Annotated in this window: 18 protein-coding genes; 7 read left to right on the top strand and 11 right to left on the bottom strand. The window is 71.0% G+C overall.

Features of this window, described 5'->3' with window-relative positions; translation table 11 throughout:
- The first annotated feature begins 2 nt into the window (after positions 1 to 2).
- Complete coding sequence (locus tag ACZ53N_RS15370) at positions 3 to 1,205, top strand: acyltransferase family protein (protein WP_469141339.1); 1,203 nt, start codon at positions 3 to 5, stop codon at positions 1,203 to 1,205.
- Complete coding sequence (locus tag ACZ53N_RS15365; RefSeq protein WP_469141338.1) at positions 1,189 to 2,532, top strand: cytochrome P450; 1,344 nt, start codon at positions 1,189 to 1,191, stop codon at positions 2,530 to 2,532. The genes ACZ53N_RS15370 and ACZ53N_RS15365 overlap by 17 nt, the downstream gene beginning before the upstream one ends.
- Here the strand turns inward: ACZ53N_RS15365 and ACZ53N_RS15360 are convergent.
- Complete coding sequence (locus ACZ53N_RS15360; RefSeq protein ID WP_469141337.1) at positions 2,501 to 3,430, bottom strand: helix-turn-helix domain-containing protein; 930 nt, start codon at positions 3,428 to 3,430, stop codon at positions 2,501 to 2,503. The genes ACZ53N_RS15365 and ACZ53N_RS15360 overlap by 32 nt on opposite strands.
- Before the next feature lie 135 nt (positions 3,431 to 3,565).
- Between ACZ53N_RS15360 and ACZ53N_RS15355 the strand changes: the two genes are divergently transcribed.
- A complete protein-coding gene (locus ACZ53N_RS15355; RefSeq protein ID WP_469141336.1) occupies positions 3,566 to 4,261 on the top strand; it encodes an SDR family oxidoreductase in 696 nt (231 codons plus the stop codon).
- A gap of 33 nt (positions 4,262 to 4,294) precedes the next feature.
- Here the strand turns inward: ACZ53N_RS15355 and ACZ53N_RS15350 are convergent, their stop codons facing one another.
- The 5 genes from ACZ53N_RS15350 to ACZ53N_RS15330 form a co-directional block, all read right to left on the bottom strand.
- Positions 4,295 to 4,999: a restriction endonuclease gene (locus ACZ53N_RS15350; protein WP_469141335.1), complete on the bottom strand. Its 705-nt coding sequence runs from the start codon at positions 4,997 to 4,999 to the stop codon at positions 4,295 to 4,297.
- Between the two features lie 199 nt (positions 5,000 to 5,198).
- The gene (locus ACZ53N_RS15345; protein ID WP_469141334.1) at positions 5,199 to 5,816 is read right to left on the bottom strand and encodes a pyridoxamine 5'-phosphate oxidase family protein; all 618 of its coding nucleotides are present in this window, start codon (positions 5,814 to 5,816) and stop codon (positions 5,199 to 5,201) included.
- A 38-nt stretch (positions 5,817 to 5,854) separates the two neighbouring features.
- Complete coding sequence (locus tag ACZ53N_RS15340; RefSeq protein ID WP_469141333.1) at positions 5,855 to 7,024, bottom strand: globin domain-containing protein; 1,170 nt, start codon at positions 7,022 to 7,024, stop codon at positions 5,855 to 5,857.
- A 493-nt stretch (positions 7,025 to 7,517) separates the two neighbouring features.
- Positions 7,518 to 8,462 (bottom strand): VOC family protein, encoded by a 945-nt coding sequence (locus tag ACZ53N_RS15335; RefSeq protein ID WP_469141332.1) that lies wholly within the window; start codon positions 8,460 to 8,462, stop codon positions 7,518 to 7,520.
- A 121-nt stretch (positions 8,463 to 8,583) separates the two neighbouring features.
- Positions 8,584 to 9,723 carry an FAD-dependent oxidoreductase gene (locus tag ACZ53N_RS15330; RefSeq protein WP_469141331.1) on the bottom strand — a complete coding sequence of 380 codons (1,140 nt, stop codon included), beginning with the start codon at positions 9,721 to 9,723 and terminating at the stop codon, positions 8,584 to 8,586.
- A gap of 325 nt (positions 9,724 to 10,048) precedes the next feature.
- Here ACZ53N_RS15330 and ACZ53N_RS15325 point away from each other — a divergent pair, with 325 nt between their 5' ends.
- The gene (locus ACZ53N_RS15325; RefSeq protein WP_469141330.1) at positions 10,049 to 10,981 is read left to right on the top strand and encodes a LysR family transcriptional regulator; all 933 of its coding nucleotides are present in this window, start codon (positions 10,049 to 10,051) and stop codon (positions 10,979 to 10,981) included.
- Between the two features lie 9 nt (positions 10,982 to 10,990).
- Here ACZ53N_RS15325 and ACZ53N_RS15320 read toward each other — a convergent pair whose 3' ends face one another.
- Both ACZ53N_RS15320 and ACZ53N_RS15315 read right to left on the bottom strand, forming a co-directional pair.
- On the bottom strand, positions 10,991 to 11,707 hold the full coding sequence (locus ACZ53N_RS15320; RefSeq protein WP_469141329.1) for a DUF6585 family protein: 717 nt from the start codon (positions 11,705 to 11,707) through the stop codon (positions 10,991 to 10,993).
- A complete protein-coding gene (locus tag ACZ53N_RS15315; RefSeq protein ID WP_469141328.1) occupies positions 11,704 to 12,774 on the bottom strand; it encodes an AfsR/SARP family transcriptional regulator in 1,071 nt (356 codons plus the stop codon). Before ACZ53N_RS15315 ends, ACZ53N_RS15320 begins: the two co-directional genes overlap by 4 nt.
- A 159-nt stretch (positions 12,775 to 12,933) precedes the next feature.
- Between ACZ53N_RS15315 and ACZ53N_RS15310 the strand changes: the two genes are divergently transcribed.
- Positions 12,934 to 15,276: an NACHT domain-containing protein gene (locus ACZ53N_RS15310; RefSeq protein ID WP_469141327.1), complete on the top strand. Its 2,343-nt coding sequence runs from the start codon at positions 12,934 to 12,936 to the stop codon at positions 15,274 to 15,276.
- Between the two features lie 42 nt (positions 15,277 to 15,318).
- On the opposite strand, the gene ACZ53N_RS15305 is transcribed toward ACZ53N_RS15310, so the two are convergent.
- From ACZ53N_RS15305 to ACZ53N_RS15295, 3 genes are read right to left on the bottom strand one after another with little or no spacing between them, the layout of a single operon-like run.
- Positions 15,319 to 16,548 (bottom strand): beta-ketoacyl-[acyl-carrier-protein] synthase family protein, encoded by a 1,230-nt coding sequence (locus ACZ53N_RS15305; RefSeq protein WP_469141326.1) that lies wholly within the window; start codon positions 16,546 to 16,548, stop codon positions 15,319 to 15,321.
- The gene (locus ACZ53N_RS15300; RefSeq protein ID WP_469141325.1) at positions 16,548 to 16,817 is read right to left on the bottom strand and encodes an acyl carrier protein; all 270 of its coding nucleotides are present in this window, start codon (positions 16,815 to 16,817) and stop codon (positions 16,548 to 16,550) included. The genes ACZ53N_RS15305 and ACZ53N_RS15300 overlap by 1 nt, the downstream gene beginning before the upstream one ends.
- Positions 16,818 to 16,855: 38 nt before the next feature.
- Positions 16,856 to 17,695 carry a methyltransferase domain-containing protein gene (locus ACZ53N_RS15295; protein WP_469141324.1) on the bottom strand — a complete coding sequence of 280 codons (840 nt, stop codon included), beginning with the start codon at positions 17,693 to 17,695 and terminating at the stop codon, positions 16,856 to 16,858.
- Between the two features lie 281 nt (positions 17,696 to 17,976).
- On the opposite strand from ACZ53N_RS15295, the gene ACZ53N_RS15290 reads away from it, so the two are divergent.
- Entirely contained in the window at positions 17,977 to 19,320 is a 1,344-nt protein-coding gene (locus tag ACZ53N_RS15290) for a condensation domain-containing protein (protein ID WP_469141323.1), read from the top strand.
- Positions 19,321 to 19,356: 36 nt separating this feature from the next.
- Positions 19,357 to 20,727 (top strand): condensation domain-containing protein, encoded by a 1,371-nt coding sequence (locus tag ACZ53N_RS15285; RefSeq protein WP_469141322.1) that lies wholly within the window; start codon positions 19,357 to 19,359, stop codon positions 20,725 to 20,727.
- The last annotated feature ends 216 nt before the right edge of the window (positions 20,728 to 20,943 follow it).

The following is a 20,943-nucleotide window of genomic DNA, read 5'->3' as shown; positions in this document are numbered from 1 at the left end:
TCATGCCCGCGGCTTCCCCCGGTCCGGCGGCGCCGGACTCCTCCTCCCCTCCCCGGGACCTGCCGAGTCTCACCGGCTACCGCTTCGTCCTGGCCCTCGTGGTGCTCGTCTGCCACGCGGCCTTCATCTCCTCCGTCTACCGCGACAAGCGGCTTCACGACCTCCTCGGTCTCACCCTCCCGCTGGCCACCGGAGCGGTCGCGTCCTTCTTCCTGCTCAGCGGCTTCATCCTGACCTGGTCGGCCCCTCAGCACGAGCCCAGGCGCCGGTTCTGGCGACGCAGGTTCTGGAAGATCGTGCCGAATCACGTGGTCGCCTGGCTGGTCGCCGTGGTGTTCCTCATGACCACGGCCGGAACGACGGGCATGCTGGCCACACCCACCGACGTCGAACCGGCTTCGGCCCTGGCGAACCTCGTCCTGATCCAGAACTGGGTACCGGACGAGCACTACTACGTGGGCCCCAACGTGCCCGCCTGGTCGATCTCGTGCGAAGCGTTCTTCTATCTGCTCTTCCCCTTCCTCCTGGCGGCCGTCCGCCGCATCGCCGCACCGCGCCTGTGGCGCTGGTGGGGTGCGGTCGCCGCGGCGATCCCCCTCATGGCGCTGGTGAGCCTGCTCGTCAACGGGCCCACGCTGTACGACTGGCTGCCCCTCAACGGCACCCAGCTGTGGTTCGTCTACGCGTTCCCGCCGGTCAGGGTGCTGGAGTTCACCCTCGGCATCCTCACGGCCCGGCTGGTGCAGGAGGGCCGCTGGATCGAGATGCGCCGCCCGGTGCTCATCGGGCTTGCCGTGGCCGCCTTCGCCCTCGTCCCGGTGCTGCCGGCGACCTTCGTCTTCGGCGCCGCGCTGTGCGTACCGCTGGCGCTGGTCATCCCCGCACTGGCCGGGAAGGACCTCGCGGCCCGCCCGTCCGTCCTCCGGCGCCCGCGCCTGATCGCCCTCGGGCAGTCCTCGTACGCCCTGTACATCGTCCACTACCCCATCATCATGATCGTGCGTCATGTCCTGGGCGCCGAGCGGAAGTTCGGGGTCGTCGCGGGGACGATGCTCGTCCTCGGCATCGTGGCGCTGTCCCTGCTCGCCGCCCATCTGCTGTACCGGTACTGCGAGGTACCGCTCATGCGCCGGTACGCACGACCCCGACCCGCACCGCTCGCCGACCCCGCGACCGCAGGAGATCCCCATGCCCCGACGCGCTGAGAGCCCCGTCCTCCCGCCGGCCCCCGGTGCCCTCCCGGGCCTCGGTCACGTCCTTCCCCTGTTGCGCGCCCCGCTGCCCTTCATCACCTCCCTGTCGTCCCGCGGTGACGTGGTCAAGGTGCGCATCGCCCACATGCCCGCCTACGTGATCACCGACCCGGAGCTGGTGCGGCGGGTCCTGGTCACCAGCGACCACGACTTCACACAGGGCCGCGTCTACGAGAAGCTCGCCCAGTTCCTCGGCGAGGGAGTCGGAACGACCTCCGGGCGCAAGCACCGCAGGCTGCGCCGGCTCATCCAGCCGGCCTTTCACCGCGACCGCATCGCCGAGTACGCCGACACGATGCGGACCGCCGCCGAGAACACGGTGGCCGACTGGCGGCCCGGACAGGAGATCTCCGTCGACAGTGCCATGAACGACATGGCTCTGACGGCTGTGACGGCCTGCCTGTTCGCCACGGAGATGACCCCGCGGGCCGCCGCGGAGTTCAGGGAGAGCATCCTCACCCTCTTCCACGGCGCGGTCCTGCGCACCCTGCTGCCCACGGCGTGGGAGAAGCTCCCCACTCCCGGCAACCGCCGCTACCGTCGCGCGATCACGGTGGCGAACAGGGTCATCGACGAGACGATCACCACCTACCGCGCCCCCGGGCAGCGGCGCGCCGACATGCTGACCCTGCTGCTGGACTCCCGTGACGACGACGGGGACGCCCTCACCGACCAGCAGATAAGCGATCAGGTGATCACTTTCCTGTTCGCCGGTGTGGAGACGACGGGCGCGACCGTGGCCTGGGCGCTCCATGAGCTCGGGCGCCACCCCGAGGCGGAGAAGCGGCTGCACGAAGAACTCGACACCGTCCTGGGCGGCCGGCCCCCGACGTGGCAGGACCTCTGTGCCCTGCCCTACACCAGCCGGGTCGTGACCGAGACCCTACGGCTGCACGCGCCCTGGCTCATCCTGCGCCGCACCCTCCATCCGGTGCGGCTGGGCGATGTCACGCTCCCCGAGGGCGCCGAGGTCGTCTACAGCCCCTACGCCCTCCAGCGCGACCCGCGGCACTTCCCCGACCCGGAACTCTTCGACCCGGACCGCTGGCTCCCCGAACGGGACGGAGCCGGCCCCCGGGGCGCCTTCGTTCCGTTCGGGGCGGGCGTCCACAAGTGCATCGGCGATGCCTTCGCCCTGACGGAGATCACCATCGCCCTGGCCGTCATCTGCTCCCGCTGGCGCATGCGCGCCCGGCCGGGCGTCCCCGTCCGTGAAGTGGCCGCGGCCACCACCCACCCCAAGGGCCTCACCATGACCGCCGAGCCGCGTTTCCCCTGACGGCACCGGCCGGAGCACTCAGGGGGCGGCGTGCGCCGACCGCTGCCGGGGCGCTGTGCTCGGTCATGGTCTGGGTGCCGATGACGTCGAGGAGGCTCAGCCGGTCGCAGGCGTCGCTTCCGGGGGCGGCGGTGTAGGCGACGATGCGTAGATCGCTGCCGGGCACCATGAGGACGTCGCAGTCGAGGCTGAGAGTTCCGACCTCGGGGTGGTAGACGGTTTTGGCGTCCGCCTCGTGGACGCCCACGATGCCGGTGTCCCACAGCCGTGCGAAGTGGTCGCTGGTGCCCCGCAGGTCCCTGATCAGGGAGCGCAGACCGGCGTCGGCGGGGTAGCGGGCGGTCGCCGCTCTGAGATCGGCGACCACGGCCGCCTCGAACCGGGCCTCCTGCTCGGTGGTGTGACTGACCCGGCTGGGCAGGCCGGCGAAGTGGCGCCAGATGACGTTGCGCTCGCGGCCCCGCTGCCCGGACGCGTCCCCGAACAGGGCGGCCCACAACGGGTTCCACAGGATCAGGTTCCAGGCGGCGTCGTGCACGCTGAGCGGGGTGCCTCCCAACTGGTCCAGCAGCCTTCGCACCCCTGGGGGGATGTGAGTCGACAACTGCCCCGGACCCGGCGCGGCTTGGCCCGCGAGCAGATACAGGTGCTCCCGCTCCACCGCCCTCAGCCGCAGGGCGCGGGCCAGCGCGGACAGGACCTGCGGGGACGGGGAGGTGGCCCGGCCCTGTTCCAGACGGACGACGTAGTCCACCGACAGACCGGCGAGCTGTGCCAGTTCCTCGCGTCGCAGCCCGGCGGCGCGCCGTACCCCGCCGACGGGCAGTCCGACGGCGGCGGGGGTCGTACGGTCGCGCCAGCCGCGCAGTGCCCTGCCCAGTTCTCCGGATTCCTTCACGCCCCCAGTATCCGGCCACCGCGCCCGGACAGCCTGGTACTGGCAGTCCACAGGCAGAGGCGGGTACTGCCTGTTCGTGCGCGGTGCGGTGAGGGTGGAGGCATCATCGACCCACCGGATCAACGGAGTGAGCGCATGACCACCACACTGATCACCGGAGCGAACAAGGGCCTCGGATTCGAGACGGCCCGCCGCCTGATGGAGGCCGGGCACACCGTCTACGTCGGGGCACGCGATGACCGGCGCGGTCGGGTGGCGGCCGCGGAGCTCGGCGCCCGCTTCGTCCGGATCGACGTCACCGACGAGGACTCCGTCAAGGCTGCCGCCGAGTTCGTCCGCGAGGAGGCCGGGCGCCTCGATGTCCTGGTCAACAACGCGGGGATCGGGGGCGCTGGCAAGCCGGTCGGCGACGTCACCGGGGCCGACATGCGGGCCACCTACGACACGAATGTCTTCGGCGTGGTGCGCGTCACGCATGCCTTCCTGCCGCTCCTGGAGGCCAGTGACGCCCCGGTCGTCGTCAACGTCAGCAGCGGTCTGGGCTCTCTCGCGGCGACCGCCGATCCGTCCCGCGTCGAGTTCCAGGTGGTGCTGCTGGACTACAACTCCTCCAAGTCGGCGCTGGTCATGGTCACCGCGCAGTACGCCAAGGCGTACCCCGCCATCCGGTTCAACGCCGTCGACCCCGGCTACACCGCCACCGACCTCAACGGCCACCGGGGCACCAATAGTGTCGAAGAAGGGGCGGAGATCATTGTCCGTATGGCCGCCATCGGGGCCGACGGCCCCACCGGTGGCTTCTTCGACAAGGCCGGCCCGGTCATGTGGTGATGAGGCCGACTCCGCGCGGGTCCGGTCGGTCCATCACTCCGCATCCCACGGGCTGGGGCCGGTGCCGACGGCCCACGCGGTCAGCTCCTCGGCACCGAAACAGCCGATCCCGCACTGAGCGGCGTATTCGGCGCCCGGTTGGGTGAACCCGCTCGTGGTGACCACGGTTGCCGTGTGAGCGCCGTGCACCGCGAAGCACGTGCCGCCGAAGCGCTGGAGGTCCTGTGATCCCACTTTGTGGTCCGGGGAGTACCTCTTGCACTGGATCACCACACGCCGCCCGTCGGGCGCGGTGGCCACGACATCGGCGCCCAGGTCCCCGGCACCGCCGGTGACCTGTACGTCCGAACACCCGTCACGCTTGCACAGCTCCGCCACGGCCTCCTCGAACTCGTCGGGGCTCATCGACTCGTAGGCAGGCACCGGGGAGGGTGCTGTAACGGTCGGCGCCGAGTCGGGAACGTCCGCGTATTCCCCGACGGGTTCCGGTAGTGACAGGGCCCCCGCGGCCTGCCGTAGGCGATGGCGCCGGCGCAGCACAGCGGTGGCGGCCACGAACAGCGCCGCTCCCGCGGCCAGGGCGCTGAGGGGATGGTCCGCGGCCGCCGCGGCCATGACGCGCACCGTCAGACCCGCCCCGCAGATGAGGGCAGCGATCAGCCCGAAGCACAGCGCCAGTTGACGCAGACTGAAAGGGGCCTGTCGGCCGGATCGCTCCCTGGGGCCGGGAATGGTCATGGCCGCTGCTCCCCCTCACGTCTCGACTTCAAGATCGTCGGTACGTCTGCCCCGGCGCGCCGCCCCTACACCGCGCCCTCGTCGGCCGCACGGCGGACAGCCACTGCCCGTACGTGGAGGTCGGCGTACTCCGGGCGTGAAGCCGAAAACGCACGGCCTATGGCCTGGCCTCCGCCGCGCGGGGAACGCTGCCCCCTGTTCACGGAAGGCTCGGCCAGTGCGCCGCATGCGGCTTGGTGAAATAGTCCGCGTCCTTGGGGCGGGCCGTGTCGCGGCCTGCGGGGCGGGGGGCCGGCTCCAGGTGGGGTATGTACTTGGAGCAGTGGATGTAGGCCTCCTCGATGGTGAGGTGGACCCACATTTCCGGGCCGCGCCCGGGTGCGACGTCCGTGGGCAGACCGGGATGGATGGCGCGCAGGTCCCTGTCGTGGTAGAGGTGGGCCACACCGTTGACGTGCAACCCCACGTGATGGTGGGTGAAGTCCACGAACAGCATGCCGAGATGAGGGTTCTCGATCATGTTGCCGGCGCTGGCCAGCACACCGTTCCCACGGAATTCCGGGTAGGCGAGCGTATGGGCGTCGAGCACATGGACGAACCCCGGCGGCCCGGCCCGGAAGCTGGCATCGCACTCACCGTGGGAGTCGGCGGTGGCGAGGAAGACCATTGCCTGGCGGCCGATGAACTCCCGCATCTCGGGGGTGAGATGGGGACGCACCTGCTGATCGTAGAACCGGGCTGCACGGTCGGCGGTTCCCAGCTGCTGTTGCAACTGGTGCTCACCCGCTGATCCGAAAGTCGGCGGAGGCAAGGTCACGAGAGGTTCTCCTGGCAGGGCGGGCGAGCGGGTACAGCTCAGGGGGTGGACAGGACCGGGGTCTCGAACGGGTCGTAATGGATGCGATCGGGCCGGGTGCCGGCCAGGGCGAGCGCCTCCCTGGCCGAGACGACCATCTGAGCCGGGCCGCTGAGGAATACGTCGTGCTGGTGCCACGGCCCGTACTCGGCCAGTACTTCCGTCAGGGACCCGCGGAATCCGTGGGTGTGTTCATGGGAGACCGCACCCCGGATGGTCAGCCAGTGGTGCCGTTGCGCCATCCGGAGCATGTCGTCGACCCCGTACAGCTCGGCCCCGGTCCGGGCGCCGAGGAACAGGTGCGCTTGCCGGCGTCCCCCTCGGCGGGCGACCTCTTCGACGAGCGCGCGGATCGGGGCGAGACCCGTACCACCGGCCACGAGGAGCAGTTCGCTGTGGTCGTCCGCCACGTCGAGGACCATGTTGCCCATGGGTGGCCCCAGCCGGATGACGTCGCCCACCACCGCTCGGTGCACCAGTGCGCCGCTGACCGAGCCGCCGGCCACCGCGCGCACATGAAAGGTGAGCGTGCCGTCCTCGCGAGGCGCGTTGGCGACGGAGTAGTGGCGCCATCGTTTCGGCCACCAAGGCGTCTCGACGCTCACGTACTGGCCCGCGGCGTACTCGTAGGCCATGTGGGGGCGTACGGTGATTTCGGCGATGCCATGGCCGCGCGAGACCCGGTGCACCACCGTGGCGGGCCACACGGCGGGCCGTACCGCCTCGTCCTGTTCGGCTGCACTGATCATGACGTCGGCGACCGTGCCGTATGCCTTCGTCCAGGCGGCGGCGATGTCCGCGGTCCAGGCCGGCCCGGCGAACCTGGCCAGAGTGGCGAGGAGGCACTCGCCCACGGCCGGGAAGTGCGCGGCGAGGGTGCCGAACTTGCGGTGATCGCGACCGAGGTGCCCGCAGAAGCTGACGAGGTTTTCGGGGTCGTCGACCAGATCCACGATGCGCAGCAGCGCCCGCAGGAGGCGATCGCGCTGGGCGTCCATCCCCTGGGGGAACATCGGGCGGACTTCGGGGTAGCGGGCGAAGAGAATCGCGTAGAAGTAGACCGTTATCTCCCCCGCGAAGGGCTCGACCACCGACAGGGACGTCCTGATGAGTCCTATCTCGTGATCCGACAAGGGCGCTTCGGCGGCCTGTGGCTGTCCGGTACGCATGGCCTGGGCAGGTACCCGGTCCTGCGGAGCCGGGCGTGCGGAGGTGCTGCTGGAACGACCGATCCGGAATCTCAAGGGGCCAGCGCTCCCCCATCCGCTGTCGGATGTGACTTCCACCGGGCATACCGCGAGATGTCATCGCCCAGGACGCCTCGCCCCCGAGGCGCACGGACGGTGAAACCTTCACCGGATCTCCCTCTGGAGGGAGCGGCTTGGGAGTCGCGTGGGGCCAACATAAGTCCTCATTGGAGTGCGAAGGCGACGAAGCGGACGGGGTGCTTCCGGATGCCACCTGATCCTGAATGAGGAGCACGGAGGGAGGAAGGGCCGCACCCACTAGAACTCGGGACAAGTTCTTGTTGCCTTGCACTGGCCGAACCCGACCGGTGTGATGACTTGAGGGATATATCGACCGGCCCTCGCCCCGGCGCGCCTGCGGGAAGTGCGCATCGACCGCCCTGCGGAAAGGGGAAGGGCAGGCACCCCGGGACGCTCAGACCGGCGGGGCGACGAAGCAGCCGCGGTCGACGTCGTTGAAGGACTCCTCGGCGACCAGCTCGTTCATGGGATTGGCCGTGCCCCACTGGTCGGTGACCTCGGGCTGCGAGAAGTCGTAGACGTGCGGGTGCCAGGTGTCCTCGTCGAGTTCTTCGAGCTCGGTGGTGTACTCGACGGTGTTGCCGTGCGGGTCGAGGAAGTAGGTGAAGGCGTTGTCGCCCGCCAGGTGCCGGCCGGGGCCCCAGATCTTACGGAAGCCGGCCCGCAGCACCCGGCCGGAGCCGCGCAGGTACTCGTCCAGGCCGCGCATCTCGAAGGAGATGTGGTGCAGCGAGGTGTGCGGGCCCTTGGCGAGGGCCATGGAGTGGTGCTGGGTGCTGATCCGCAGGAAGTGAATCAGGTCGCCGACGTCCGGGGAGCTGAGGGTGTCACTCAGCGCGAAGCCGAGGTGCTGCTCGTACCACGCCTTCGTCCTGGCCGGATCCGGGGAATTGAGCACGACGTGGGAGAGGCGGACCGGGATCGCTTCCTTCTCCTCGATCCTGCGGTGCCGGCGGGCCTCGACGTCGGCGGAGACCTCGATGGTGCGGCCGTCGACGTCGAAGAAACGGAAGCCGTAGCCGCCGCCGGGGGTATCGATCCTTCCCGGCCGCGAGATCAGCCGCACTCCCTGGGCGAGGAGCCGTTCGGCGAGGGTGTCGACGTCGGCCCGGTCCGCGGCACCGTAGGAGACGAGGTCGAGGCGCTTCTCGTCGGCCTCGCGCAGCCGCACGATGTACTGCTCGGGGGAGCCTTCGGCGGCGAGGAAGGAGATGCCGGAGTCCTCGGTGACCTTGGTCAGGCCCCAGACGCCGGCGTAGAAGTCGAGCTGCTCGGCGTAGTCGGGTACGGCGAGGTCGACATGGCGCAGGTGGGTGAGCAGACGTCCGTTCGGTGTCATGGTCGGGTCCTCCTGGGTGGGGGCGCGGCAGGGCGCCCGGGGAGTCATCGGTGCTCGTATCGACAGGGCGAGTCGGAGCCGTGCAGCGGGCGACCGGCTCCGGGTGGAGGTGCGTGAGCGCTTACGGCAGTTCCTTCAGTGCGTCCGAGGTGCGGCCCAGCAGGCCCGAGACGTCGGCGTCCCGCACGCCGTCCAACTGCCACTGGCCGATCCGGACCGAGGTGTCGACGACCATCCGTACGCGCGGCATCCGGCGGTCGCGGTAGGCGGTGAGCAATGCGTCGTCCCAGACCTCGTGGGTGCTGAGCAGCTCGGCGAGGACCGACGCGTCCTCCAGCGCCATGGCGGCCCCCTGGGCGAGGGTGGGCGGGCACGCGTGGGCGGCGTCGCCGACCAGGACGACACGACCGCGGTGCCAGGCCCCTTCGACCAGATGCCGGGTGCACCAGGTGTAGTTGACCTGCGCGGAGTCGGTGATCGACGCGCGGATCCCGGGCCAGTGGCCGCCGTACCCCTCGGCGAGACGGCGCATCTCGTCGGCGTACGACGACGGGTCGATCGACGCCCGCTCACGGTTGGCCTCGACGAGGAAGGCGTACACCGTGGTGTCGCTGGTGGGGCAGAATCCGGCGATGTAGGCGGGGCCGCCGTACACCAGGTGCGTGCGGGTGACACCGGCCGGGCGCGGCGCGGGAGTGCGCCAGATCGCCATGCCGGTCGGTACGGGCTTGTCGGTGATGCCGATGAGCCCGCGCGTGGCGGAGTTCAGGCCGTCGGCCGCGACCACGAGGTCGTAGCGGCCGCTCGTGCCGTCGGTGAAGGTCACGTCGACACCGGTGGCGTCCTGCGCCAGCCGATCCACGGTGCAGCCGAGCCGGACCCGCGTTCCCGATTCCTGGACCGCTGCCATGAGGATCCTCTGCAGCACGGGGCGCCGCATGCCCAGGGTGGCCGGCAGGTCCTCACCGCCGGTTCGTACGTCCTGCTGGGTGAGTACCTCCGTTCCGTCGGGCGTGAGGAGGGTGACGCCGTCGCTGCTGCAACCGAGCTCGCACGCCCGCTCCAGGATGCCGATCTCGCGCAGCACCCGCAGGGCGTTGCCCTGAAGGGCGATGCCGGAACCGTGGACGTTCCCGTCGGCCTTGGCCTCGACGAGGTCGACGCCGAAGCCCGCTTTGCGCAGCAGGACGGCGAGTGCGCTGCCGGCAGTGCCACCACCGATCACGAGAACGGTGCGCGTGAGCGGATGCGGGTGTGTCATGTCGGGTCCTCGGGGTCGTCGGGCCTGGCCTTGGCGGCTCCGGTTTCGACGCGCGGACGCTCCGCGGCGCGTCGTCGAGCACCCGGCTCAGGTCCGGCACGCGGTCCTTCACCACCAGGCCCGGAAACACAGGGCGTCCCGGGGAAGAGAACGTAGCGAGCGCGAAAGGGACGTGAAGTACGGACGACTGCGGGGTTGTTGGCCACGGGAGTGCCTCCTACCGGGTTGGCATCACTCTGCCCCGCCCACCACAATCAGGGAAATCAATCTTCCCTATGGCAACCATCCGCCGCGTGGATATCTCCACGGAGGGCATACCACCGTAGTGAACCTCTCCCGACTCGACCTGAATCTCGTCGTCGCGCTGCGCGCACTGCTGGAGGAACGCAACGTCACCCGCGCCGGCGAGCGCGTCGGGTTGAGCCAGCCCGCGATGAGCGCCGCCCTCTCCCGGCTGCGGCGGCACTTCGGCGACGAACTGCTCACCCGCGTCGGCAACGCCTACGCGCTCACCTCGCTCGGCGCCGCCTTGCGCGACCGCAGCGCCACCGCCTGCGATCTGCTGGACCGCGTCTTCAGCAGTCAGGCCGACTTCGACCCGGCCACCGCGTCACGCGAGTTCACGCTGCTGGGATCGGACTATGGAGCGGCCGTCTTCGGTGCCCCGCTCAGCCGCGTCCTGCACGAGGAGGCGCCCGGCGTCCGCGTCACCTTCCAACAGGCCGGCCCGGCCGTCGTGGAGAACCCCGCCACCGTGCTGAGTACGGTCGACGGCCTGCTGATGCCGCACGGCATCATCGACGGCCTCCCCGCCGCCGATCTCTTCCAGGACCGCTGGGTGTGCCTGGTCGCCGACGACCACCCGGAAGTCGGCGAAGAACTCTCCCTCGACGATCTCGCCCGTCTGCCCTGGGCCGTCTACCAACGCCCTTACGACGCACCGGCGGCCCGACAGCTCAGCATGATCGGCATCACTCCGCACGTCGAGGTGTCCGTGCACACCTTCCAACTGCTGCCCTACCTGGTCGAAGGCACCCACCGTGTCGCGATGATCCAGGAACGGCTGGCCCGGCGCGCGGCGAGCCCGGCCGCCGTACGGGTGCTGGAGTGCCCCTTCGCGGCGGTGCCGGTCCACGAGGCCCTGTGGTGGCATCCCGTACACACCCAGGACGCCGCGCACATCTGGCTCCGGGAGACCGTCACACGGGTCGGAGAACAGCTCGGCGGCCCTCGCGCCGGGGCGCCGGGCAGCAACTGACCGCCGGAGTCAGCGCCTGCCGTCCGGCCCGAGGTGCTCGACGAGCGCGCTGAGGACGAAGAGGTTCGGGATCCCGGAAACCCCGGGGCCCGGCCCGTGCCACCTCCCGTCGATGTCGAGCCCGACGGTCTCCTCGCGGATCCTGAGGTGCCGGACCTGCGGCCACCGCGCGCAGACCTCCCCGTATCCGATCTTCTCGCTGGTCAGCCAGATGTCACCGAAGGACAGGCGTTCGCCTCGGTCAAGTGCGGCGAGCGCGCGGGGCAGTTGGGCGCGGGTGACGCCCCGCTGGATCTCCGAGTGCCATTCCGCCGCGTCGCCGTGTTCCGGCCTGCCGTGCAGCACCACCCTCTTCCCGTCGGCGTCGGTGAGCGTGCAGGAGGTGCCGACGGGGGGCGAGCCGTGCGGGTGAGGAGTGCTCGTCCGGAATACGGAGGTGTCGGCGTAGCGGATGACGTGGATCCGCCCCTTGACGGCAATCGTCAGCCCGTGTGCGTACAGGTCCAGTCGCGCGTCATCGCGCCCTTTCGTCGCGGTCGGCCCGCCGTGCCGGACAAAGGCCGGCAGACCGCGGATTCCCCGGGCCCACGAGGGCTTCGCGCGTGTCGTGTACGCGGCCGCCGCGTAGGTGGCACGCCGCTTGCCGAGGTGCTCGTGGCCGGCTGCTGCCGAGATCCTCGCCAGCAGCAGTTCCTCGCTGCGCGTGCGCCACGTCGGTCCGGTCACCGCGTCGTTCCGGTGAGGTCGAGGCAGGATTCGTCTCCGCGCAGGATCATCCCGTGCGTCCGCCGGAGCACCCGGCCCGGGGAGACCCCCAGGTCATCGGCCAGACGGCGGCGGGTGCGGTCGAACACGGCCAACGCGTCGGCCTGTCGGCCGCTGAGGTACAGCGCGCGCATGAGCATCGCGGCGACCGATTCGTCGAGGGGCTGCGCCCCGGCCAGGGCCGAGAGCTCGGCGACCGCTTCGGAGTGCCGGCCCAACCGGAGCTGCCAGTCGAGTTTCCGCTGCACGAGGGCGTCCCTGCGCGCGGTGAGCCGTAGCCGCTCCAGCTCGGCCAGCGGCCCCGGCAGGCCGGCCAGGGGCTCGCCACGGAAGAGGTCCAGCGCCCGGGAGCAGGCATGGACCGCCTCGGCCAGTCCGCCCGCCCGCTCGGCGGTGCCGGCCGCGGAGATCAGCTCCTCCACGCGTGCCACGTCCACGGCGACCGCGCCGGGGAGCAGCCGGTAGCCGCACCGATCGCGCTCGATGGCCGCGACCGGGCTGCCTCCCACGCGCAGGATCTTGCGCAGCCGGTAGATGTACACCGGCACCACGTTCGTGCTCGGCGGTTCCTCCCCCCACACCCCGTCGAGCAGTTCGTGCTGGCTGACCGTCCGGCCCGGGCACAGCGCCAGCGCCGTCAGCACGGCTTGCTGACGCAGGTGCCCCAGGTCCAGAGGCTGTCCGTCGCGCCATGCGCGCATGGGGCCGAGCATCGATATCCGTATCCGCGGTTCGGGCGTGCGGCGGGTGGCCGTCGGTGGCATCGGGCCTGCCGCCCGTCTGCGGGGGCCGCGGCCGGGGGCGACCAGGCCGCAGTCGAAGGCGTGGACGATGGCGGCGGCCCGGTCGCGCAGCCCGAGGGTGACGAGGATCCGTGCGAGGTGCCCGGCCACGGCCTCCTCGGGGATGGCGAGGGCGGCGGCGATCTCGTCGTCTCTCAGGCCGCAGCCGACCGCGTAGAGCACCTCGCGCTCCTGATGTCTGAGCACGGTGACGGTCGGCTGGGCGGTGGTCGCGCTGATCGGCATGGTGGCTCCCGGTCCGGGCTGCTTCCTGCTGCGGATGCCGTCGACGCTGGTCCCGGCGCCGTTTTACGGACAGGCCAGAAGACCGGCCGTATCCGGCCGGTCGTCACGCTAAAGTCCGCCACCTGGGGAAACACACATTCGAGGGGGAGGCCGTGACCTGTGGCCAGTGAGTTCAGCGCGCTGTTACGGCGGCTGCGGCACGACGCGGGAATGACTCAGGAGACCCTGGCGGAACGCGCCGGAGTGGGCGTACGCACCCTCCGCGGGCTGGAGACCGGCGAGCGCACCGACCCCCGGGTGACCACGGTGCGGCTGCTGGCCGACGCACTCGGGCTGGCGGCGGAGGAGCGCGAGGAACTCTTGGCCGCTGCCATCCGCCGGACCGGGCACGGGATGCGGCCGGACGACCCGGCCGATCACGTCCCACCGGTCGTAGGGCAGCCGGCCTCGCTGTTCCAGGAGGCCCTGGACGGCATCGGCGAGCAGCTCGCGCAGGCGGTGGCCGCTCGCTGGCAGCGTGAGGAGGAGCACCGGCAGATCCACGATCCCTACCCGCTTCCGGTGCGCTGGCGGTCGGCGCCCGAGGAGCTGACCGACCATTGGGCCAACATCCACTGCCTGCCCGCCGGGGTCGGGCGCGGTCCGCTGGACCTGAGCGGGCGCCTGGACGAGATCGTGGGCACATACCGGCGGATCCCGTCCGGACGGCTGGTGGTGCTGGGCCGGCCCGGCTCCGGGAAGACGATCCTCGCCGTACGGTTCGTCCTGGACCATCTGAAGTCGAGAGCCCGGACCGATGCCGTACCGGTGATCTTCAGCATCGGCTCGTGGGATCCCACCGCCATCACGTTCCGGGACTGGCTCATCCGCCAACTGACGCGTGATCACCCGGGGCTCGCCGCCCCTGGGCCCGCCGGGCCGAGCCTGGCCGCCGCACTGGTCGAGAGCGGCCGGGTGCTTCCTGTGCTGGACGGCTTCGACGAGATCGCCGACGGTCTGCGCCGTCCCGCACTGGAGGCGCTCAACGCCACCACCCTGCCCCTGCTGCTGACGAGCCGGCCGTCCGAGTACGCCGCCGCGGTGGCGGAGACCGACGTGCTCACCTCCGCCGCGGCGGTGAACCTCACCGATCTCACCCCGGGCGACCTGGCCGACTACCTGCCGCGCACCACGCGCAAGGCACGCGGCGGGGATCCCGCCAGGACCTCCTGGGACCCGGTGCTGAGCGAGCTGCGGGAGCGACCGCACAGCCGGGCCGGCGCCAACCTCGCCGCGGTGCTCACCACCCCGCTCATGGTGACGCTCGCCCGTGCCGTCTACAGCGACACCCCCGGCCACGACCCGGTCTCGCTGCTGGACACCCGGCGATTCGGCAGCCCCGGTGAGGTGGAGGAGCACCTTCTCGACAAATTCGTGGCCGCCGTCTACCGCCCCCGGCCGGAACACCGCCCGGGCAGCGGTCCGCGCCGCGACGTCGACCCGGACCGCGCCCGGTACTGGCTCGGTTACCTCGCCCACCACCTGGCCCGGCTCGACAGCCCCAATCTGGAGTGGTGGCGGCTCGGTTCAGGTCTGCGCCGCTCCACCCGCACGCTGGTGACGGCGCTGATGACCTGTCTGGTCACCGGGCTGGTCGACTGTGCCGTCGGCACCCTCTTCGACTCCCTCGGATTCCAGCTCGCGGACGCGCTGGCCGTAGGGATCATCGCCGGGCTCATGTTCGGGACCACGTACTGGTTCATGGTCGCGGCCAGGAACACAGCGGTCGCGCCGTCCGGCGTGCGCCTGAGGATGTCCGGCAGGCCGGGGAAGGCGCGGAGGGCCGTCCCCCGACTCGTGATCGGCTTGCTGGGCGGACTCGTCTTCGGCTTCGGCTACGGCTTCGTCCGCGGAGCGCACAACGGCATCCTCCGCCACGTCGGGCTGCCGCACGCCCTGCAGGGCGGTCTCTGTGACGGCATCATCTACGGGCTCGTGTTCGCGCTGGCGGCCGGCCCCAGCTTCGCCCTTCTGAGTCTTCTCGAGACGCCTCTCGACATCGGGTCCGCCATCAATCCGGTCAGCCTCCTGCGCACCAACTTCCGCACGGTCGCCGCTCAACTCCTCGTCTGGTTCCCCACATTCGGCATCCTGGTCGGCTTCGGTGCCGAGGTGGTCACGCGTCTCTCGCCGGCTCTCCTCGGCCCGATCGTGTGGAACACCACGTCCTCGTTCAAGCTCGGCCTCATCAGCGGGCTCGGCGGCGCCCTCAGCTACGCCCTCAGCCTGACGGCCTGGGGCCAGTGGGTGGTCCTCTCCCGGATCTGGCTGCCGCTGACCGGTCGGCTGCCCTGGTCCGTCGTCGCCTTCCTCGAGGACGCCTACGAGCGGGGTGTCCTCCGCCAGGCGGGCGCGGTCTACCAGTTCCGCCACGCGCGCCTGCAGGACCACCTCGCCCGCACCTACCGGGGACCCCGCGTCCCCCGACAGCCGACCGGGCCGCACGGCGCCGCTCCCCCGTGACAGTGGCGACCCCCGGCTGCCCCGGGTGGAAGCCCGGTGGGGTCACGCGGCGCCGAACACCACCGCCGAGTTCTGGCCGCCGAATCCGAAATTCTGCTTGATGGCGACGTCGATCGAGGCGGGCCGGCCCACAAGGGGGGTGTAGTCCAGGTCGCAGTCGGGGTCGGGGTTCTCCAGGTTCGCGGTGGGCGGCACGAACTTCTCGCGCATGGCCAGCAGGACGCCGACGCTCTCCAGCACCCCGCACGCGCCGCAGGCGTGGCCGATGACCGATTTGGGCGCCGTGATCGCCACCTGCCGCGCGTGCGAGCCGAACGCGCGCTTGATGGCCGCGGTTTCCGCCCGGTCGTTGAGCGGTGTCGACGTTCCGTGTGCGCTGACCAGGTCCACGGCAGTGGTGTCGAGGCCGGCGTCGGCGCAGGCCAGCTCGATCGTCCTGGCCGCCACCGAGCCGTCGGGCCGGGGGGCCAGGGCGTGGTGGGCGTCGCAGGTGGACGCGGCGCCGAGCACCTCGCCGTGCACGGTCGCGCCGCGCGCCAGCGCGGACCGCTCGGACTCCAGCACGAGCACGGCGGCTCCTTCGGCCGGCACCATGCCGTCACGGTCACGGTCGAACGGGCGGGACGCGCGCACCGCCTCGGCCGCGGGGCGCCGGGAGAGCGCGTCCAGCAAGCAGAAAGACGCCAGGCACGGCAGGTCCAGCCAGCTCTCCACGCCGCCGACGAGCACCACGTCGGCGGTGCCGTCACGCACCGCGCGCATGCCGGCCGCGATGGCGTCCGTCGAGGACGCGCAGGCGGTCGAGAGGGTGAGGACCGGGCCGGTGATGTCCAGCTCCTGGGCGACGAACCCGGCCGCCTGGTTGGGCAGCAGACGGAGCAGCCCGAGCCGGTTCATCTTCGACCACCCGCTCTCGCGCAGAACCGTCACGAGTTGCGCGGTCTCGTCGAGCCCGCCGCCGCCGGTGCCGACGTACAACGCCCCCGGCGCCGTGCGCAGCCTCGCGTCCGCCCGTGCCTTCATCGCCGCGGCGAACAACAGTTGCTGGAAGCGTGAGGTACGGCGGACCTGCTGGGCGGACATGTGCTCGCGGGGGTCGAACCCCTTGACCACGCCACCGACCTGGCACGGCAGCGGTTGCTCGAGTTCCAGCGCCGAGATCGCGGGCCGTCCCGCGGCCAGGGCGTCCCACAACTCGTCCGGTGTGCCGCCCGCGCACGACTCGACGCCGATGCCGGTCACCAGCACGCGGTGGCGCGCCGGCTCGGACATCACAGCGCCCCCGACATCGCGTCGGCCACGTCTCCGACCGTGTGGAGGTCGGCGATCCTGATGCTGGTGTCCGCCAGCTCGACCCCGAATTCCTTCTCCAGCACGGCGATGAGTTCGAGCGCCTCCATGGAATCGAGACCCAGCACCGGCCGACCGGGATCAGCGGCGTAGAAGAGGGCCGAGTCGCGGGTGATGGCCACCTGGGATTCGCCCAGGTCCGGCCGGATACCGATGATCGCTTGGGTTACCACGTTCAATGCCTCGGTCATGAGGACTTCCCTTTCTGAGGATTTCACAGCTCTGAGGTTCACGGCCGGATCGCGGAGAAGTACACGCAGCGCCGCGTGATCGTGAACGGGGCGCGCTCGTATTGCTTTTCCATCGTCTCCGTGAGGAGTTCCGCGGCGGTGTGCCGGTCGATCCCGGGCAGCGCGGCGGTGGCGAACATGGGAGTCGAGCACAATGCGGCGAGAAAGCGCGGGCCGAGGGTGAAAGCCCGCTCGGTGGTGACCACTTCGGTGAAGCCGCCGGCGGCGAGGGCCGCCTGGTAGTCCCCGACGCTCCTGCGCAGCCCCGAGGGCCGACCGGCGGCCGACCGGGTCAGCGGGAGCCCGCGCGTCCGGGCGACACTGCGGGCCGTGCCGACCAGGTCGGCGTACAGGGGCAGGTCGGCCGCGGTCTCGGCGCCCGAGTAGAAGGCGGAGTTGAACACCAGGCGTCCGCCACCGGCGAGGACCTGCCCGATCGCGGCGAGCGCCGCGTCGAGGTCCGGGACGAGATGAATGCAATTGGCCAGCACGACGGTGTCGAAAGTGTCCGGTGGGAACAGCCGGGAGACCGATGACGCGTCGCCCACGACGAATCGGGCCCGGTCGCCGAGACGGGCCCGTGCCGCGTGGAGCAGGTCCGGTTCGGGATCGGCGCCGACCAGGGACATGGCCGGGTCGCGCAGGAGCAGTTGCTCGCTGACGGCTCCGTCTCCGCACCCCAGGTCGAGGACGGACGGTCCGGAGCCGACCGGGACCAGGTCGAGCAGCGCGCGGTTCAACTCGGCGTATTCCGGGTCGCGACGCAGTGCGGCGTAGTCCGAGGACGGTTCCGTACAGCCCGCGAATGGGGAGGATCCGGTGTCTGCTCGTGCGTTCATGAATTGACCCTCCAGCGGCGCGGCCAATGAATCGGCGCGGTGCGGAATGAATGACGGGGGCCGAAGCTACCAGCGCGTCCGAAGAGCAACAAGAGCGGTTTTCCCCGGGCCGGTGCCCCGATCTGCGTGACCAGCGGACACGGCTCGATTTCATCTTTGTTTCATCGCGACCGGATAGCTTCGGCCGGCCGCACCGAGGCGTCATAAGGAGAGCATCGTGATCGTGATTCAAGGCCGGCGTCGCACCCTGTCGATTCGGTGAGACATTGAAGTTCACAGAATTGGGTGACAGCACGGTTCCCGCCGGCCGACTGGTGTTCTGGACACCGACCGCCCCCGACTCGGCCTGGGCGGACGACCCACGAGCGCCCGCGCTCGTCCACGAGCACCATGTGCGGGCCGCGGCCGCGCGGGGACCGCGGCACGTCGATCCGGCCTGGGTCGGGGTGTCGTTCGGGGTGGGCCGGGTCAGCCGGCACCGGATCGGTTCGGCGTTCTCGGCTTGGCTGCGCGGTCACGAGCACCTGCGGAGCCGGCTGGTGCCGACCCGCGAGCGGTGCGTACGCCGCACGCTCCCCGCGAGCGCGGTCGCGCTGCGGAAGGAGGACATCGGCGACTTCGCCGACGGTGCCTCGGTCCGACGACAGATCGAGGCCTTCTTCGACCGTGGCGCCGCCCCACTGGGGTGGCCGCACGTGGTCTTCGCGACGGTCGAGGGCACGAGTGGGGTGACGGTGTTCGCCGGGGCGGATCACGGCATCGTGGACGGCTACACGCTCGCGATGATCCCGGGGCAGATCCGCGGCCTCCTGGCAGACCGCGCCGAGCACCTGCCCGGGCCGACCTTCCTGGACTTCGGCGCCGAGGAACGGAGCCTGGTCGACCGGCTTCCGGTGGAGTCCGAACACGCGGACCACTGGCGGACTCTGCTCTGTGACGCCCACGACAGGACACCCGCCTTCCCCCTGCCACTCGGCGCGTCCGAGGCCCGGCTCACGCAGCGCAGCGCCTACCGTTGGCTTCTCGACGAACCCGCGACCACCAGGTTCGCCGCCGCGTCACGACAAGGGGGAGGCAGCACCGCCGCAGGGCTGCTCGCCTGCCTCGCGCTCGCCGCGGGGAAGATCGCGGGTGAGCGGCACCTGTCCGTGGTGAGCCTGGCCAACACCCGGCCCGACCGGTGGCGGACGGCACCGGGCTGGTTCGTCGGCCTGCACCCCGTCCGGATCCCGACGGCTCCCGGGGCGGTCTTCACCGACACCGTCGCCCTCGCCGCCGCCGAACTGCGGCGCCGCAGGCCGGGCCCGGGCAGTTCGCTGCCGCACATCAGCCGGATGCTGCGCCGGGAGATCCACCCCCGTTTCGTCGTGTCCTATCTCGACGTACGCCGGGTGCCGGGCACCCCGCCACGGCAGGAAGACACGATGCTGCGCAGCCGGATCCACGGCCCGGCCGAGGTGTACGTGTGGCTGACCAGGAGCGACCGCGGCGTGCACGTCTCGACTCGCTTCCCCGACACGGTCGTGGCGCGCGCGAACGTCGAACGCTTCCTTCTGGCCGCCGCGCACGCCGCCGCCCGCGCCGTGGACAGCCACCGTGCCGAAGCGGTGCCCGCGCCCGTCTGACCTGCCGCCCCATGAAGGAGGAGACCTACCGTGCGTATGACCCAGATACTCGACTGGCGCCCCGAGCCGGGTGAGGTGGTCGAGTTCGAGCTGACCACCGACCGGGCACCTGCACCGCATCACGTACCCGCCTCGCACTTCCAGGAGTCGCACTTGCGGTCGGCGACCGCCCACCGCGCCGCCGGACGACGGCAGTCGCCCTGGGTGGCCATGGCGTTCGACCTGGCGGGCCGGGCCGACCTGGACGCGCTCACCGACTCGTGGCAAGGGCTTGTGCGCCGGCACGAGGCGTTCCACACCTGGTACGAGCCGGAGTCCGAGAACCTGACGGGATTCCGTCTGCCGCCTGATTCCCTCACGGTCCGTCCGGTGCGCATGGGCGACCTCACGAGCGCGGATGACGTGCGTGCCTATGTGCACCGGCGGATCGACGAGCAGACCACAACGGGCCGACCGGGTCTGCTGGCCGGAGTGATCCGACGGGACACGGCGTCCACGGTGTTCTTCGCGATAGACCACTCCTACACCGACGGGCACTCCCTGGCGCTGCTGTTCGACGAGATCCGCGCCCGGTACGACGCGGCCCGCGTCGGCACCTCGGTCGACCTGGCACCGGCCCCCGGCTACCTGGACTGCAACCGCCGCGAACGGGAGCGCTCAGCGTCGCTGACGGCAGCCGCGCCTGAGCTCGCCGCGTGGTCGGAGTTCCTGGCCGCGGGGGACGGTGGCTTCCCCGGCTTCCCCGTCGAGCTGGGCAACGACACCGACGAACTGCTGACCGGCACGCGGCTCCAGTACCCGGTGCTCACCGGTGCCGAGGCACGCGCGTTCCGTACCTATTGCGGTCGGCACGGCGGTGGGTTCGGCGCCGGTGCCTTCGCCGCGCTGGCCCTCGCGCAGTGGGAGTTCACCGGCAACGACGTCTACCGCGTGCTCACCGCCGTATCGACCAGGGCCTACCCACGGCTGCTCCAGGTGCACGGCTGGCTGGTCAATCTCGCGCCCTTGATGTTCCGGTTGCCCGCCTCGCCGACTCTCGCCGACGCGATCGGCGCCGCACAGCAAGGCTTCCAGCGCGCCCGCGCGGGCTACGACGTGCCGCTGCACCGCGCACTTGAACTGCTCCTGGAAGACGGCGAGGTCCCGAGCATTCCGCCCATGGCGTCCTATGTGGACGGCCGGACCGCGCCGGGCGCCCGCGACTACCTGAGCGCCGACGCGACCGTTCTGACCGGCCCCGACAACGCCAGTGGCGTGTCACTGTGGTTCAACTGGTTCCCCGACCGGGCCGACCTGGTGGTCAGCATGCCGGACACCCCGGAGGCCGCGACGGGGGTGCCGAAGTACCTCGACCGGGTGCGGGAGATCATGCTCACCGCCTTGGCCGGTACGCGCCCGGCGCCCTGATGGGCGCCCGGGCCGACCGGCAGGCCCACGACGTCGCGACCGAGTCCCGCATGCGCGCCGTATCGCCGCGCTTCGCCATTTTGACGTTCCCAGCCCCCGGGAACGCACGGCGGGGGCGGCGACCCGGCGAATATAAGTCCGGCTATCAGAATCTCCTATGCAGCCTTATGCCGCGAAAGTGAGTGGGCCCGGCGCGATCAACTGACCAGTTTTCTC

The organism is Streptomyces sp. NPDC033229, from assembly GCF_055576875.1.
This window is presented reverse-complemented; position numbering and strand designations above follow the sequence as displayed.

What these genes read in the sequence shown, in the direction of transcription:
- ACZ53N_RS15370 (WP_469141339.1), top strand. Translation starts at nt 3, where the DNA reads ATGCCCGCGGCTTCCCCCGGTCCGGCGGCGCCGGACTCCTCCTCCCCT.
- ACZ53N_RS15365 (WP_469141338.1), top strand. Translation starts at nt 1,189, where the DNA reads ATGCCCCGACGCGCTGAGAGCCCCGTCCTCCCGCCGGCCCCCGGTGCC.
- ACZ53N_RS15355 (WP_469141336.1), top strand. Translation starts at nt 3,566, where the DNA reads ATGACCACCACACTGATCACCGGAGCGAACAAGGGCCTCGGATTCGAG.
- ACZ53N_RS15350 (WP_469141335.1), bottom strand. Translation starts at nt 4,999, where the DNA reads ATGACCATTCCCGGCCCCAGGGAGCGATCCGGCCGACAGGCCCCTTTC.
- ACZ53N_RS15340 (WP_469141333.1), bottom strand. Translation starts at nt 7,024, where the DNA reads ATGCGTACCGGACAGCCACAGGCCGCCGAAGCGCCCTTGTCGGATCAC.
- ACZ53N_RS15335 (WP_469141332.1), bottom strand. Translation starts at nt 8,462, where the DNA reads ATGACACCGAACGGACGTCTGCTCACCCACCTGCGCCATGTCGACCTC.
- ACZ53N_RS15330 (WP_469141331.1), bottom strand. Translation starts at nt 9,723, where the DNA reads ATGACACACCCGCATCCGCTCACGCGCACCGTTCTCGTGATCGGTGGT.
- ACZ53N_RS15315 (WP_469141328.1), bottom strand. Translation starts at nt 12,774, where the DNA reads ATGCCGATCAGCGCGACCACCGCCCAGCCGACCGTCACCGTGCTCAGA.
- ACZ53N_RS15305 (WP_469141326.1), bottom strand. Translation starts at nt 16,548, where the DNA reads ATGTCCGAGCCGGCGCGCCACCGCGTGCTGGTGACCGGCATCGGCGTC.
- ACZ53N_RS15300 (WP_469141325.1), bottom strand. Translation starts at nt 16,817, where the DNA reads ATGACCGAGGCATTGAACGTGGTAACCCAAGCGATCATCGGTATCCGG.
- ACZ53N_RS15295 (WP_469141324.1), bottom strand. Translation starts at nt 17,695, where the DNA reads ATGAACGCACGAGCAGACACCGGATCCTCCCCATTCGCGGGCTGTACG.
- ACZ53N_RS15285 (WP_469141322.1), top strand. Translation starts at nt 19,357, where the DNA reads ATGACCCAGATACTCGACTGGCGCCCCGAGCCGGGTGAGGTGGTCGAG.